Source organism: Enterococcus sp. DIV1206, from assembly GCF_051712485.1.
Taxonomy (GTDB): domain Bacteria; phylum Bacillota; class Bacilli; order Lactobacillales; family Enterococcaceae; genus Enterococcus; species Enterococcus faecalis.
Map to the genome: position 1 here is coordinate 2,196,392 of NZ_JBIOOZ010000001.1, position 12,981 is coordinate 2,209,372.

Annotated in this window: 19 protein-coding genes, 1 tRNA gene and 2 pseudogenes; all 22 read right to left on the reverse strand. The window is 35.0% G+C overall.

Annotated features, from left to right (window positions below):
• Positions 1-2 precede the first annotated feature (2 nt).
• Entirely contained in the window at positions 3-1,646 is a 1,644-nt protein-coding gene (locus tag IGK86_RS10715) for a terminase large subunit domain-containing protein (RefSeq protein WP_438742226.1), read from the reverse strand.
• Positions 1,640-2,008, reverse strand: coding sequence for a hypothetical protein (locus IGK86_RS10720; protein ID WP_023895545.1), 369 nt, complete (start codon positions 2,006-2,008; stop codon positions 1,640-1,642). The genes IGK86_RS10715 and IGK86_RS10720 overlap by 7 nt, the downstream gene beginning before the upstream one ends.
• Before the next feature lie 327 nt (positions 2,009-2,335).
• A complete protein-coding gene (locus IGK86_RS10725) occupies positions 2,336-2,647 on the reverse strand; it encodes an HNH endonuclease (RefSeq protein ID WP_438742616.1) in 312 nt (103 codons plus the stop codon).
• Entirely contained in the window at positions 2,640-2,954 is a 315-nt protein-coding gene (locus IGK86_RS10730; protein WP_438742224.1) for a hypothetical protein, read from the reverse strand. The genes IGK86_RS10725 and IGK86_RS10730 overlap by 8 nt, the downstream gene beginning before the upstream one ends.
• Before the next feature lie 6 nt (positions 2,955-2,960).
• On the reverse strand, positions 2,961-3,191 hold the full coding sequence (locus tag IGK86_RS10735) for a hypothetical protein (protein WP_438742222.1): 231 nt from the start codon (positions 3,189-3,191) through the stop codon (positions 2,961-2,963).
• Between the two features lie 170 nt (positions 3,192-3,361).
• Positions 3,362-3,432: transfer RNA gene (locus IGK86_RS10740), tRNA-Arg, on the reverse strand.
• A 560-nt stretch (positions 3,433-3,992) separates the two neighbouring features.
• Entirely contained in the window at positions 3,993-4,409 is a 417-nt protein-coding gene (locus IGK86_RS10745) for an ArpU family phage packaging/lysis transcriptional regulator (RefSeq protein WP_010774470.1), read from the reverse strand.
• Positions 4,410-4,492: 83 nt separating this feature from the next.
• On the reverse strand, positions 4,493-4,714 hold the full coding sequence (locus tag IGK86_RS10750) for a hypothetical protein (RefSeq protein ID WP_438742220.1): 222 nt from the start codon (positions 4,712-4,714) through the stop codon (positions 4,493-4,495).
• The gene (locus IGK86_RS10755; protein WP_438742217.1) at positions 4,715-5,200 is read right to left on the reverse strand and encodes a DUF1642 domain-containing protein; all 486 of its coding nucleotides are present in this window, start codon (positions 5,198-5,200) and stop codon (positions 4,715-4,717) included. It abuts the gene before it with no gap.
• Positions 5,201-5,213: 13 nt separating this feature from the next.
• The gene (locus tag IGK86_RS10760) at positions 5,214-5,492 is read right to left on the reverse strand and encodes a hypothetical protein (protein WP_010712975.1); all 279 of its coding nucleotides are present in this window, start codon (positions 5,490-5,492) and stop codon (positions 5,214-5,216) included.
• Positions 5,493-5,846: a hypothetical protein gene (locus tag IGK86_RS10765; RefSeq protein WP_438742215.1), complete on the reverse strand. Its 354-nt coding sequence runs from the start codon at positions 5,844-5,846 to the stop codon at positions 5,493-5,495.
• The gene (locus IGK86_RS10770; RefSeq protein ID WP_438742614.1) at positions 5,843-6,313 is read right to left on the reverse strand and encodes a YopX family protein; all 471 of its coding nucleotides are present in this window, start codon (positions 6,311-6,313) and stop codon (positions 5,843-5,845) included. Before IGK86_RS10770 ends, IGK86_RS10765 begins: the two co-directional genes overlap by 4 nt.
• Before the next feature lie 5 nt (positions 6,314-6,318).
• Complete coding sequence (locus IGK86_RS10775; protein ID WP_142430075.1) at positions 6,319-7,272, reverse strand: DNA cytosine methyltransferase; 954 nt, start codon at positions 7,270-7,272, stop codon at positions 6,319-6,321.
• Positions 7,273-7,460: 188 nt separating this feature from the next.
• Positions 7,461-8,270, reverse strand: coding sequence for an SPFH domain-containing protein (locus IGK86_RS10780; RefSeq protein ID WP_128704560.1), 810 nt, complete (start codon positions 8,268-8,270; stop codon positions 7,461-7,463).
• 246 nt (positions 8,271-8,516) lie between these two features.
• Positions 8,517-9,273 (reverse strand): annotated as a pseudogene (locus IGK86_RS10785) (hypothetical protein).
• Positions 9,270-9,362: pseudogene (locus tag IGK86_RS10790) on the reverse strand (RusA family crossover junction endodeoxyribonuclease); the annotation flags it as partial. The pseudogenes IGK86_RS10785 and IGK86_RS10790, both read right to left, overlap by 4 nt.
• On the reverse strand, positions 9,361-9,870 hold the full coding sequence (locus tag IGK86_RS10795; RefSeq protein WP_057090219.1) for an HNH endonuclease: 510 nt from the start codon (positions 9,868-9,870) through the stop codon (positions 9,361-9,363). The gene IGK86_RS10795 and the pseudogene IGK86_RS10790, both read right to left, overlap by 2 nt.
• The gene (locus IGK86_RS10800) at positions 9,851-10,303 is read right to left on the reverse strand and encodes a RusA family crossover junction endodeoxyribonuclease (RefSeq protein WP_438742434.1); all 453 of its coding nucleotides are present in this window, start codon (positions 10,301-10,303) and stop codon (positions 9,851-9,853) included. Before IGK86_RS10800 ends, IGK86_RS10795 begins: the two co-directional genes overlap by 20 nt.
• 8 nt (positions 10,304-10,311) lie before the next feature.
• Positions 10,312-10,611: a MazG-like family protein gene (locus tag IGK86_RS10805; protein ID WP_438742436.1), complete on the reverse strand. Its 300-nt coding sequence runs from the start codon at positions 10,609-10,611 to the stop codon at positions 10,312-10,314.
• A 4-nt stretch (positions 10,612-10,615) separates the two neighbouring features.
• On the reverse strand, positions 10,616-11,587 hold the full coding sequence (locus tag IGK86_RS10810) for a DnaD domain protein (protein ID WP_080390248.1): 972 nt from the start codon (positions 11,585-11,587) through the stop codon (positions 10,616-10,618).
• Complete coding sequence (locus tag IGK86_RS10815; protein WP_057086916.1) at positions 11,580-12,041, reverse strand: HNH endonuclease; 462 nt, start codon at positions 12,039-12,041, stop codon at positions 11,580-11,582. Before IGK86_RS10815 ends, IGK86_RS10810 begins: the two co-directional genes overlap by 8 nt.
• Positions 12,042-12,059: 18 nt before the next feature.
• Positions 12,060-12,950, reverse strand: coding sequence for a recombinase RecT (locus IGK86_RS10820; RefSeq protein ID WP_438742439.1), 891 nt, complete (start codon positions 12,948-12,950; stop codon positions 12,060-12,062).
• Positions 12,951-12,981 lie beyond the last annotated feature (31 nt).

Sequence of the window (12,981 nt, forward strand, 5' to 3'; positions counted from 1 at the left end):
TCTTAAAATTCTAATTCATCCAACATATCAAAAGCTGATTTATAATCAACACTTTCGTTAATCCAGTCTCTTTTATACAAAGCTGCTAAAAATGCATGAAAGCCATCTGTTTTTCTCCGAACAGGTTCTTTTTTCAAAAAAGTTCGATTACCTTGTCCATCTTCTTTAATATACGTATTGTTTGTATACCATCTCATCAATGGATCATCTCCAAAAATAAAACGTTCATTAGCAAAACCATCTTCGATAATTGGTGCTATTTTGGCTTGAACACCTCGTGGATTTCTCAAAAACTCGTATTGATAATCATTTTTTTCCAGCAAAGGCTTTAATAAGTCCATGCGAAAACCATCTGCACATACTAGCTCAATAGAATACATTAACCGTTGTTCGTTTAACCAATCTACTAAGTGTTGAGGATCAATTGAAGGTTCATCAACAATCGTAATCAGTCCTTCTCTCTCCCATTCTTTTATAGGAGCTTTCAATTTAAAAGTGTCCAAAAACTGCTTTCTTGCAAAACTATGCTGTTTCCAAACAAAATTTCCATCAACTTCAAATAACAAACCTACACTTGCAAAATCTCTGATACTTGCATAATCAAAACCTGCGACACAACTTTGACCGCTTGCAATAGCATAAGTCCTATTCGTTGCTTTTAACTTCTCAATCGTAGTTACATCTTTTTCTTCATTTCCTTCAATCAAGTTCATTCGTTTCGTTACAAAGGCACGTCTGCCACTTGGTGCTTTTAACAAAGCCTCATATTGACTCCGAATTTTTCTTAACAATCGTTCTGCTCTTTTAGTTAATGGTTTACATAAAGCAGGATTTGCTTTTTCCCACATTTCTTCATTGTCCATTTCTTTAATATTGTCCAATTTACAAATAAAAGGAAAAATTCGTTCTGAACTTTTCCCTTCTAAAACTTCTATGCAACTTTCCATTAACAAATCATAGTATCCTTCTCGAACAAAACCATTAGTAGAAATAAAAAATTCTCGTGGATTATCCACTTTACCAAGACCACCTGAAAAAACATCTACAATTGCAGAATTTACCATTTCATGAATTTCATCATAAATAACACAGCCTTCTCGTCCCCCATCTTTTGTTTTAGCATTACTTGTCGCAAATCTAAAAACGCTGTTTGTTTTTTTTCCAATAATTTTTGACCGACCATGTTTAAAATGACGACGTAAAGTTTCGCTAGCATCTATTTTATTAAAACATTCATCAAAGGAACGTTTTGCTTGTTCTTCTGAATTAGCTACAATAGTCACATCATAGTTATTTATTCCATGTAACGGACTGATAAAATAATTACACAAGGTTGAAATAAACCCGTTTTTTCCTCCTCCACGTCCCAAAGTTATGAAAAAACGTTCGAAAAACACTTCATTTGTATCTTTAAAATACAAAAAAATAAACGGAACTATAAATTTTTCCCATGGATCAATTTCAAAATAATTCTTTTCAGAAAATGCAATATATTGCTCAATTTGTTTTTCATCAAAATACAAATCATTGCGACACAATACCTTTTCTTTAAGATAATCTATTAATTGAATTCTTTCTTTATTTAATTGTATTTTTCCTTGTTCCCACATAGAAAAATATGCTTCAACGTATTTATTACTTAACAAATTAAATCACTTCCATCAGAAGGAGGTGATTTTCCTGCCGAATCTTCCTCTGTAGATTCTTGAATTAAATCTGTTAATTGTTTTATAACTCTTTGATAACTAACATCTCTTGAATTATATAACTTGGCCACTGGTCTTTCTCGCTCATATGGTTCTTGTTTCTCTGATTGAGAAAACATTTCATAATCGCCATTTTCTGATATATCTTCCCACATTTCATCGAGCAAAACACGCAATCTAGCTGCTTGAATTATCAAACCTTGCACAGCTTTTTTCTTATTCTCTGGTATATTTTTAAATAGCCTCATTAGCCTATTTTTTTCTTTTTTCACGAGTTTATCTCGTTCTTCTAACTTCGACATGAACTCACCTCTTTTCTAAACATTATGTAAATAAGGGGGGGTTGTACGTGAGAACTTCTATTTTTCTGGACAGTTGACCCCATCCACCGGTTCCCGCTGTCCCCACTTTAGGGCAAAATATTTCGATGGGGGGGTATGTTATCCCCCCACTTTTGGTTGATTTTTGCAAATTATTTCCCACAACTTCGTTTCTCTGTTTTTTCCATTTACAAGTTGGAAAAAACACTTCAGCTCGTGCTATGTATCTCACACCTAGCCTTTCATTCATTTCATTGTGTTGATGTTTGTTAGTCATGCAGAACGCAGATACTCTTGCTTCTTCCATGCTTACCACCATTCATCATCCCACTTTCTTTTTCTTTTCGATTCTCTATAGTTAAATCTTCCGTGTCGTTTGTTATGACAGTCTTTGCATAAAGTTCTAAGGTTGTCTATGTCTAAGGCATACTGTGGATAATGTTCCAACTCTTTAATGTGATCCACTTCAAGAATAGAATCATATTGAGTTGTTAGCTTGCCTTCTTGTTTGCACCACTGGCATTCGTAATGGTCCTTCTCTAAACACTGCTGTCTTAATCTTCTCCACTCTGATGAGCTATAGAACTTTGCTCGTGCTTGTTTGGATGATACATCAATCATTGTTGGCAATATTAGAAAGGTAAGTGTTAACCAAAGCACGTTGAACTTGTAACACTCCTTCAATACCTAGCGACTTAACATCGAGTTCCAATCGTTCGTTTAAGAACTGTGCATTGTGATCTGCTTCAAGTGTTTCTTTCTGAACGTAATAAAGTAATGCTGATGTCTCATCCATCTTCAAGCCATATACTGAAATGATTTCGAGAAACAATTCTGCGATTGCATCTACATCTTTCTCTTCACGAATCTTCTTCATAATTTCTAAAAACTGCGCCTGTTGCTTTTTAATCTGTTCTTTTTTACTCATTTGTTATCACCTCACGTACTTCTTTATATTCTCTTGTATATGCTTATCTTCCCAACTACCATGACCACAATAAACTAGCTTACAAGAATCAATCTCTTTCGGTGTAGCTTCTCTCGTCATTTCGACAATAGATGCATTCTTCTTTATCTGCACAGACATTACAACACGTACTGAATCAGTTGAACGGTTCGGCTGTGGATATTTATGTGTTAACGATACATACCAATAACTTTTCATGTTCTCTCTCCTATTAGTTTTTTTATATCTTTTTTCTGCTTAATGACTTCAAATAACTTAAACACAACAATTCCTCCAAACAAAAAGAGGCACTTGCAAGCTAGTGCCTCACGTGAATGTAGCAGAAACATCTATTGACGATTCTTTTATTTAAGTAGCAAAGCTACCTATTGGCGTGACAGGAATCGAACCTGCCTCTTATCTCGCTATATGCTCGTTGCATCCCAGATGCTACACGCCAACCGAAAGGATTTTTATACTATGCCATTTTTGAGATTGCCTACCACAAACTCAATATCGCTGGCAAGGATTTGCACCTTGCATGATTAGATTTACCCGATGGGCCAAAGCCCTACATATGAACTTATACGTTGTTCCAATGTCTAATCTCACGTACGAGCGTCTACCTATTCCGCCACAGCGATAAATCACTCACAAACCTGTAGAAAAAGAGAGAGGAATTACACCCCATTCTTTTATTTTTGAGAACGTCTGATTTGTGAGTGATCATTGCAACTTACATAGCGCTATCTTGACGAAGGCTTTCAGCGTACGTCTACGTGTAAGCTTCATGCCAAGTTTATTGCAATATTTGCTACCTATGACTAAACGAGACAGAAAGAACTGGACTCTCCACATCCTTATTCTTTATTTTTTTGTAGGTAACCTCAAAAGATAAGCGAAACGGAGCTAAGATAGGTAATGCATGCCTTACCTCGTTTCCTTATCTTTCGACACTACCATAGTAACATCTACATATTGATAAAAACCGCCAACTTTCCGCCAAAAAACCGCCAAAAATTATTTATATGCAATTATTTTGCCGTTTCGGTAAGCTTCCGCGAATTCAATCAAAGCTTCTGATTTCATTCTTTGAATACTTCTTTCAGAATAGCCGACTTCTCTTGCGATTTTATAATTAGAGTAATGGTCCTGCACACAGAAACTATAATGCAAAATTTGTCTGCTAGTTAGGCTTAATGCCATAAGCGCAGATAAAATTGCGTCTCTTTCTGCTTCTGCATCTGCTAATTGTACTAGCGCATCTTCTGCTTTGTTCCCATGACTTTGGCTTTTAGGCATATCTGTAATAATTGGTGATTTTAAATCTATCAAAGAGCGACCAGCTATTCGCTCTAAACGTCTAAAATTCTTCAACACATTTCTAGCATTCGCTTTTGTTTGTCGAAAATCTACTTCTTTTAGCAATTGAATCAAGTGGAATCGCTCCTTTTGTGGTATAATAACTATGTCGAAAACATTACTCACAGTCGGAGCGATCCGGCTTTTTATTTTTCCATTTATTCGTCCTCTACTTCCGAAATATAATAAAACATGTGGTGACTTCCGTAATCAATAGTCGTACGATTTCCAGTGTTCCAGTGCCGAATGTAACGTGTAGTAAATTCATTTTTGTCCCACCAATCATAAATTGATTGTAAGGCGTCTTGCAATGTCTCGAACGTTCCATGTATATTTATTTCGTTTGTTAATTTGTTTTCCCAGCTAACCTGGTATTTCATTTATTCTTCCTCCACCTTCACAGCAAACGGCCAATAGCGCTCGTCAACTGCTTTGATTTCTTGTTCAGTATATTTTTTTGCTTCTTCTATATTTTCTGTAACAGGTATACAAAATCCAAATCTCATATATCCAATTTCTGGCAACTTCACATAATAAAGCGGCTCTTTCTTGACTTCGTAGCCGTCAAGCCATGCACGAGCAAACACTTCAGTATTATTATTCATCCAAGATTCTAAATCAGGCTCATTACATGACCTTAAAGCTTTAATGATCGCAGCACCTAGACCGCCTACTTCATAATCTCTTTTTCTTATTTCTATATACTCCGCCACGAAATTCGGCACCACAGCTTTTTTCGATTCTTTTAGTTGTTTTGCTAAGCTAATTGCTTTTTCAACAGCATAGTTAGCACCTCTCAAATAATTATAGCTATCCGTAGGAACTTCTAAACATTCTAACTCTTCAATCAATTCTTGTTTATTCATCGCTGTTTCCCTCCTAAAGCAAGCTACCATCGATTAACAATACTTCGCCGTTTTCTTCAAGATTTTCTAAATCTTCAAAAGCTCTTTCAATTCCTGTCATTTCCTGCTCTCCCACTCTGCTGTCAGCAACCATTTTCAACGCTTCGTATTTATCAATTGTTTTCATATCATCAAAAAATTCTTTTTCGTCTTCTACTTCGCAAACAATATCCTTGTAAAGTTTTAAACATTGTTTTTCATCTTTAGCAGCGATTAATGCAAAATAAGGTTCTTTAATTTCGTAAAATTTCATTTATTTTTCCTCCTGTTCCCAAACCCACTGGCTAAATGACTGTAATACTTGAGCTAATTCATCATCATTTAAATCACCATATGCATAAGCTACTTGCTTATACTTCATTTTTCCACCAGTAGTTGATAAAAATCCCATGATTTCGATAACTTCACGTAATCCGTGTAATTTGCATGATTCTTTCAACCAATCCAGCACAATCTGCTGATTTTCGTTGAGCTGCGGTTGCTTCATTAATTTTAGATATTCAATATATGTTATAATTTCCTGATTATGCCTAGTATAATCAGGTGTTGGTTCGCTTACTGTTAATTGTTCTTCAAGAAAACCAATTAATTGATTCAGTTCACTCATTCTGTTCCCTCCAATAGTTCTGGGTTATCCCATACATTTCCGATGACTAATAGTTCAAAAAGTGGGTATGTCGTATTTGGATCTCCTGAAAACGCCCCTAAAAAAGTGTCATAGTAATCTACACCCTCACTTTTAAACACGAATGAACAGTCTTCCCAAATAACATCAGTAATGTATTCTGAAATACCTTCATTTGTTACTTCTATTATTTTCAAAATATCACCCTCAAAAATTTCAACGCCGTTCTTGTCTTTCAAGCCTGTTGATTGCATGATGACATAAGGAAATTCATCCCAATTAAAAGTTGTATCATAACTTACTATCTCTATTTTAGACGTACCAGGACTGCCTTTAATCTGAAAATCCGTAATTATGGCCATCATGCTATTCGAGTCATCAAACAAAGGTGTAACATTTTCTATCATTTCTTTCTCGTAGGTATCCCACGCTCTAAATTTTGGAATCATTTTGTTCACTCGCTTTCTGGTAATAAACATTCAAAAATCGCTTCTAAAACAGGGACTACAATACTGTTTCCTGCTTGATGATAAAGTGTCGTATTTTTGTACTTTTCGTTTTTTCCAGGATTTGCTTTTTTAGCATTGTTAAAATCATCATCATCAAATCCCATTAACCTCCAGCACTCTTTTTCAGTTAGAATTCTATATTTGTTCTTCTCATACTCAATCAAACCGCTATTGGGACATCGATCTTGTCTCGTGGTAATCGTATAAACAAAATCGTTTACGACTTCTAATCTGCCACTGAAACCATTTGCTAAGCTACTTTTACTTCTAATCTTTGATAACATGCTAGGCTGTGTCACCAAATATTTTTGATCAGTGGTGACTTCCAGAAAATCCCCCAGTGGTTTTAGTGGTCTGTGTTTAAGTAGATCAAAGTTGAATGGTTCACCATCTAATTTACTAATAGCAAATACTCTTTTTCGTTTTTGAGGAATACCAAAATCCATTGCATTTAAGATTTTATATGTTGTGAAATATCCTAGCTTTTCCATATCACTTAAGTATTTTTGAAACGCTCCAACTAGTTTTTTTGAGAATACATTCGGAACATTCTCCCAAATTACTACTTGAGGTTTCCATATACCAAAGTTTTCTATAATTTTAAGTGTCTCAAACATCAGGCTACTTCTTGTTCCATCTTCAACATTACCGCCATATTGCTTACCACCAATAGAAAAATCTTGACAAGGGCTACCATGCACTAAAATATCTGGCTTCAAATTCCATCCAACAACAGATTGCGGTTGATATTTTATTTCTTTTTCAAACATAGCGTTATAACTTCGTACTGCTTTTTCATTCCATTCAACATAATCAATTGATTTGTGAGGAATTCCTAAATTTATTAATGCTTTTCTCGGCGCACCAATGCCGCCAAATAGTTCTAAAATTTGTATCATAATTCCAAAGGAGTAAAGAATTCTTTATGGTCGACCAAACCTCCACTCCTCCTTCTACTTAAAAATTATCCCAACGATCCTCATCGTCTTTTTTATCCCTTATAAATGGCTTTAAGAGCAGCCACGTTATCGTTAACGTGACTACTATTCCTAAAGCAATAAATATCTTAATTAGAAAAAATGCCATTTTAGTTTCCTTCTTTGACTACTGTATTGGCTCCATTTGTTGTAACCCAGCCATGTTTTTGTCGAGCTTGTGCTTCTGTATAGCGAATCAATTCATCTGTTACTGATTCAGCTACTTTTTTGTTCGCTTCTGCCTCTGCTTCGGCTGCTTTAGTTTTCTTATATGCTTCACTGTCTGCTTGTGTTTTTGCTGTCTCAGCATCTAATTTTGCTTTTTCATTTTCTTGACCAGCTCGGATAATCGCATCAATCGATTTTTGTGTATCAGTATCTACTTCTGGTACACCCACTGTGACATCTTCCACTTCAAAACCTTTGCTTTCTACAGCTTTAGAAAAGTTTTCCAATAAAGCAGCTTCCACTTTTGAAGAATCGCCTGATAAGACACTAAGCAAGCTATATTTTGAATAAACTTCACGAGCTTCTTTCTGTAGCTTTGATTTTAACCAGCCTTTTTCAATATCTTCACTGGTAATATTGCCAAATTCTTTGTACATTTTTGCAGCTTTTGTTGCATCGATTTTGTAATCATATTTAATATTTACCGTTGTTTTTTTACCATCAGATGTTGAAACTGAAACATCTTTTGCTTGGATCGTTTGTAAGCGAATTGGATATTGAGTAACTTTATCAAGTCCTACAAATTTCACGCCTTGCGTAAGTACTTCATCACGGACACCGCCATTCATTGAGTAGCGGACACCCACATAGCCATTATCAATTTTTTCAAAGAATTTAAACGCTCCTACTGCCCCTAAACCTAATACAACAACTGCACCAATTCCTAAACCAACTAATTTGTTTTCGCTCATAATAAAATCCCTCTTTCTACTTTAATTTTTTTATCTCTGCTAACTTTTTCGCAACACTTTGCCCGCTTTTGTTGCATAGCGGACAAGAAGTTGCTTTTGAATGACCGAATCTATCTTTTTCCCAGACAATCATCTGTCCCTTGCATTTTATACATACCATCGCTTTTACCTCGCTTGCTGTATGTGCTGTTTGCAATAGCTTTTTCTTTTTGTCTACGTTTTTTCTTTTTGATTTTAGATTTAGTTTTACCCATTCACTTTGACCGCCTTTGTCAAATCCTAAAGCGTTTGGATGATCTTCAACTTCTTCTGGTTTTACATGGTAAACATCTGTTTCAATGTTAAAGCCTCCAACTTCGGCAGCTTTTCTTAACACATGACCATTCCAGCTTTTTCGATAGCCTGTTTTTTTATTCACTTTAGGACTTACACAACTTCTTGCACCTTCCGCAGTTGCTTCACACGGCAAAACAAATAACGCTTTGTTTTGTTCGTCTAAATACAGTTGAACCCATTCTGGTTTGTTCAATCGTTGAACTACTGGACCACTTAAAGCCAGACCGCTTTTTGAGATCGTTAAACATTCCTCTGCTTTCACTCCAAAATTTCCTGAAATAAGTAACATTGCTGTATTTAAATTAAATTTCATGTGTTTTGTCTCCTTTACTTTGTTATTTTCTTTTCGCTTAATTATGTTTTCTATGCCGTTTGCCTTTCGCCAGTTTTGAAATGTGGTTGTTCCAAGTCCGAGAGCTTTCTTAATATCGTTTACTTGATAACCTAAGTCTAATAAGTGCTGATATTCTTCTTTCGTCAGCTTGTCAGGCTCTAATTTTGGTAATGGCCGCTTATCGTTTATAAGGTTAGAATTCAATTGCTTTGATAATCTCTGGACCTCTTCCACGATTTCTGGATTATTCATCCATGATTCATCATCACCAGTCAAAAAAAGAATTCTCTGACGAATGGCTCTTTTTGTTTCTCTGAGTTTGTTTTTCGTCATTCCTTTTCCTCCAAACTCATAATTTCAATTTCTGTTCGTGGTCGCATACTGTACAACTTTTGGCAAATCATCACAGCAATTTGACCATCATAAATATCTTAAGTTTCCTTTATGAGGTGCAAATGCCCCAAAATATTTATTTTCTGCATTTATTCTTGCTTCTTTAGCTTCTTCAAAAGTATCAAAAGTTCCTAAAGCAATCTCTTGTCTATTAACCATGATTCTTGCTCTGTATCTCTTGTTTGGCTTCTGTGAAACTCCGGGATAACCTGTAGTATTGTTTTTACGTAAACGTGCATTCCTAGAATTTTCTTTTTGAGAAACTATTCGCAAATTAGCTTTTCTGTTATCTAAAATGTCGCCGTTTATATGATCGACTACATAACCTTTTGGGGCATTTATTAAAAGTCTGTGTAACCTAACAATTTTTCCTTTTCGTCTTGAAACTAGATATCCTCCACTTTTGTTTCTACACCAAGTTGATTCCAAGACAAGTTCTAAATCTTCACGATCAAATATAAATATGTCATTTTTAAAAGTTTCCATAATGACCATATCGCCTATAATCTTATATGGATTATTTTTCTTTTTCTTCATCGCCACTCTCTCCAATTTCGTATATCTCTATTTCAATTCTAGGATTGTAGCTATATTTTTTCTCAGTAATTATTTTTGCTACTTGGCCGTCATCAGAAAAAAGTATTTTGTTACTTGCATCAAGTATTGCTTTTAGGTAATTATCCAAGTCACTTTTCTTGTCGCAATATTTCCGCTCTAATTCCACTTCTAAGCGTTTCTGTTTATTGCTTAGAGCTGATTTAGGCGGATGGATATAAAACGTCACATGTGCAAAAATTGGCCCTTTTTCAATCAACTTTGCTCTTGATTTACGCAGATAATTCTTTACTTGATTTTTGTATTCTTTCATCGCTCGATCTTCGTAGGTTTGAACATAATTTCCACGCCTTGCGAATCTCGGGCGACTTTGTGGCTTTGGTTCAATCGGTAGAATAATTCGCATCTCTTCCACCTCGAACCTTACAAATCGGCTTCTTTGACGAATACTCCGTTTACCATTTTCCCTTGGCGATTTTTGATTTCGCTATATGCTTGATTTAAGCATTCGTGTAAGTCCATGTTATTTTGCATAGCGAGAATAATTAACGTCACAACCACATCCCCAATACCATCTCTTAGGTCGTTTTCGTTGTTTCTTGCTAATGCAGCGCCAACTTCTCCGACTTCCTCAATCACTTTTAGCATTTGCTTTTCAGGCTCTGCTTTATCTAAACGTTTTTCTTTCGCCCACTCTTCCACTAAATTAACTAATTCATCCATGTTTTTATCCTCCCAACAATTCTTGCATTTGTCTTTCAAATTCAGCTTGTTCTTCTGGTGATAGTTTTTCTTCTTCACCGTTCGCTTGATTCATCCATTCAGGCACCTTTTCTTGCCGAACAGGTTTATTTTGATATTGCTTATTTTGTGTTTTTTTATCTGCTCGTTCTCTCTCGTTATTTAGATAATCAGCATATGTTTTTACACCATTTGCTCGCCAATTTTTCAAAATACCAGCAAAATAGCTATATCTTCGTTCATTATTTCTAGCACAGATATTAACAGCCTCTTTCAATAACTCGAGGTCTCCGTCAAAATCAGCAAGATCATATTGTAAATCAGTGATATTAACAGGAGTAGCAGGACTTACATTCTGTGAATAATAGCGGATTAACTCCGTTAGCTTTTCTTCACCTAACGGCTCTTCAAAGAATGCTTTTTCAACCGACGTTTCAGGTGACGACGGATTGATGCAACTTTCTGTTTCTTTTTTGTTTACTTTACTTTTATTTACTTTACTTTCCTTTTCTTTCCTTTCCTTGCTATTTTTTTCTTTAGCAATCGCATTAGCATTTTTAGCAATGCTATTTTCATCTAATGGCATTGCTATAGCTTTGCTATTTTGTTGCCATCTTTTAGCTGCACCCTTTTTTCCTGCTTCTGATCGCTTTTTTGATTTTGCATCTTTATACTCCATGCGCTTGTTGAATCCTTCGGAGTAAAAACACTCACCATCTTCGGTGAAGGTAAATAACCCAAAATCTTCAACTATAGCCTTTATTTTTGAGGTATCTACACGAAGATCAAAGGCTAACGTATTGTAATCTCTGATACTCATGTAGTTCTTCTCTTCACGGAGTCTTTCTAAAATCATAAAATAGATGCCATATCCTTCTGCGCCATACTTCATTCTTACAGGAATTAATTTATCTGAATTTCTTGCATTGCTATCGTGAGGAAAGTAACTATCATTCATGTTTTTTCCTCCATCGTTCGAATTCTTCTAAAGTCTTATCCTTTTTTTGTCTATTGCATTTTCTGCAAGCACAAACTAAATTATCTAATTCATCAGAACCACCTTTAGAAAATGGAATAACATGATCTACTTCAAGTATTCCTCCAATTTTGCCACAATATTTACATGTATAAGCATCTCTTTCAAAAACTTCCTGTGATATTTTTTTCCATTTTTTAACATTAGTTTGATACATTCGCTTAAACTTAATATTAAAAAATGTTTCATTATCAAATTCTTTTTGAAGTTGTTCAATGTCTTGCCAGCCATAGTATTGCATTACAAGGTAACAAAATCTTTTAAAACTACTATAATTAGTTGAATATTTCTCCTCTAACTCTGGATGTTCAGCTAACTTCTTTTCTACAAAAAATTTATCCATCGCATCATACCAATATCGCGGAGCTTTTTTCATAATTAAACATCTCCTTCTTTACTCTAATGGTGGATTTTTAGTATCAAATAAATCTGTTTGATTCAATGAATCTGAATCAGCTTCATTAATTACTTCTGCTGTTTTCATCGTAGTATTTTCTTCTACTTCCGTTTCGGAAATAATATTTCCATCTTCTTGCATTTGTTGAACTTTTTCATCTGAAGTTGTCGCTTCTTGCATTTCTATGGATAAAATCCCCCATTTTGATAACATATTTCTTAATACTGTTTTACGAGCCATCGCATTATAATCTGTAGCCCAGACACCGCTCAATTTTGTTTTTTCTTTGTCTTTGCTATTTGCGATTCGATGAGCTTCAATTTCTTGTTTGGTCCAATAAACAGTTTTCTTGAATCCATTTAATAGTTCAAAATATCCAACATATCCGATTACATCGTCTGATTGTCTACCATTTGGATCAAATTCAAATTCTTCCGTTAACCTGTTCCAACTCAGTAACTCTCCTTCGTAGACTTCAATAACATTTAATGCTTTATATTTACCTGACCGTTGAGCCAATTGAATATACCCTTTATATCCTAAAATAAATTGGGCTTTCCTCTCCCATTTGCCAGTCTTCTTATTTTTAGTATTAAATGGTACGAGATAGGCATAACCTAGATTTTTATCTAATCCTAAATTTAATGTAGCAGCTGTTAAAGCCCCGCTTAAAATAGACATTGGCTCGCTTTCTGCCAAGTAGCTATCATTAGAAACTAAGGTCATGACATTTGACATAAAAGCATTAGCATTGTCATGAAGAACTTCCTCAAATTTCCGCTTCATAGTAGGAGTATTCATTAATCCTTTTAAACCTAATTGATTCGCAGGAACTTGTTTTTGATTTTGTTGTGATAATTGATTTTTTAAGGTTTCGTTTGTTGCCATTATTATTTTTCCTCCTTCAATTTCAAACCAC

Coding starts and splice junctions, on each gene's coding strand:
- IGK86_RS10820 (WP_438742439.1), bottom strand. CDS start 12,950: ATGGCAACAAACGAAACCTTAAAAAATCAATTATCACAACAAAATCAA.
- IGK86_RS10735 (WP_438742222.1), bottom strand. CDS start 3,191: ATGAAAAGTTATTGGTATGTATCGTTAACACATAAATATCCACAGCCG.
- IGK86_RS10750 (WP_438742220.1), bottom strand. CDS start 4,714: ATGAAATACCAGGTTAGCTGGGAAAACAAATTAACAAACGAAATAAAT.
- IGK86_RS10810 (WP_080390248.1), bottom strand. CDS start 11,587: ATGAATGATAGTTACTTTCCTCACGATAGCAATGCAAGAAATTCAGAT.
- IGK86_RS10765 (WP_438742215.1), bottom strand. CDS start 5,846: ATGAGTGAACTGAATCAATTAATTGGTTTTCTTGAAGAACAATTAACA.
- IGK86_RS10795 (WP_057090219.1), bottom strand. CDS start 9,870: ATGAAGAAAAAGAAAAATAATCCATATAAGATTATAGGCGATATGGTC.
- IGK86_RS10730 (WP_438742224.1), bottom strand. CDS start 2,954: ATGAGTAAAAAAGAACAGATTAAAAAGCAACAGGCGCAGTTTTTAGAA.
- IGK86_RS10815 (WP_057086916.1), bottom strand. CDS start 12,041: ATGAAAAAAGCTCCGCGATATTGGTATGATGCGATGGATAAATTTTTT.
- IGK86_RS10760 (WP_010712975.1), bottom strand. CDS start 5,492: ATGAAATTTTACGAAATTAAAGAACCTTATTTTGCATTAATCGCTGCT.
- IGK86_RS10775 (WP_142430075.1), bottom strand. CDS start 7,272: ATGATACAAATTTTAGAACTATTTGGCGGCATTGGTGCGCCGAGAAAA.
- IGK86_RS10805 (WP_438742436.1), bottom strand. CDS start 10,611: ATGGATGAATTAGTTAATTTAGTGGAAGAGTGGGCGAAAGAAAAACGT.
- IGK86_RS10780 (WP_128704560.1), bottom strand. CDS start 8,270: ATGAGCGAAAACAAATTAGTTGGTTTAGGAATTGGTGCAGTTGTTGTA.
- IGK86_RS10755 (WP_438742217.1), bottom strand. CDS start 5,200: ATGAATAAACAAGAATTGATTGAAGAGTTAGAATGTTTAGAAGTTCCT.
- IGK86_RS10725 (WP_438742616.1), bottom strand. CDS start 2,647: ATGATTGATGTATCATCCAAACAAGCACGAGCAAAGTTCTATAGCTCA.
- IGK86_RS10720 (WP_023895545.1), bottom strand. CDS start 2,008: ATGTCGAAGTTAGAAGAACGAGATAAACTCGTGAAAAAAGAAAAAAAT.
- IGK86_RS10770 (WP_438742614.1), bottom strand. CDS start 6,313: ATGATTCCAAAATTTAGAGCGTGGGATACCTACGAGAAAGAAATGATA.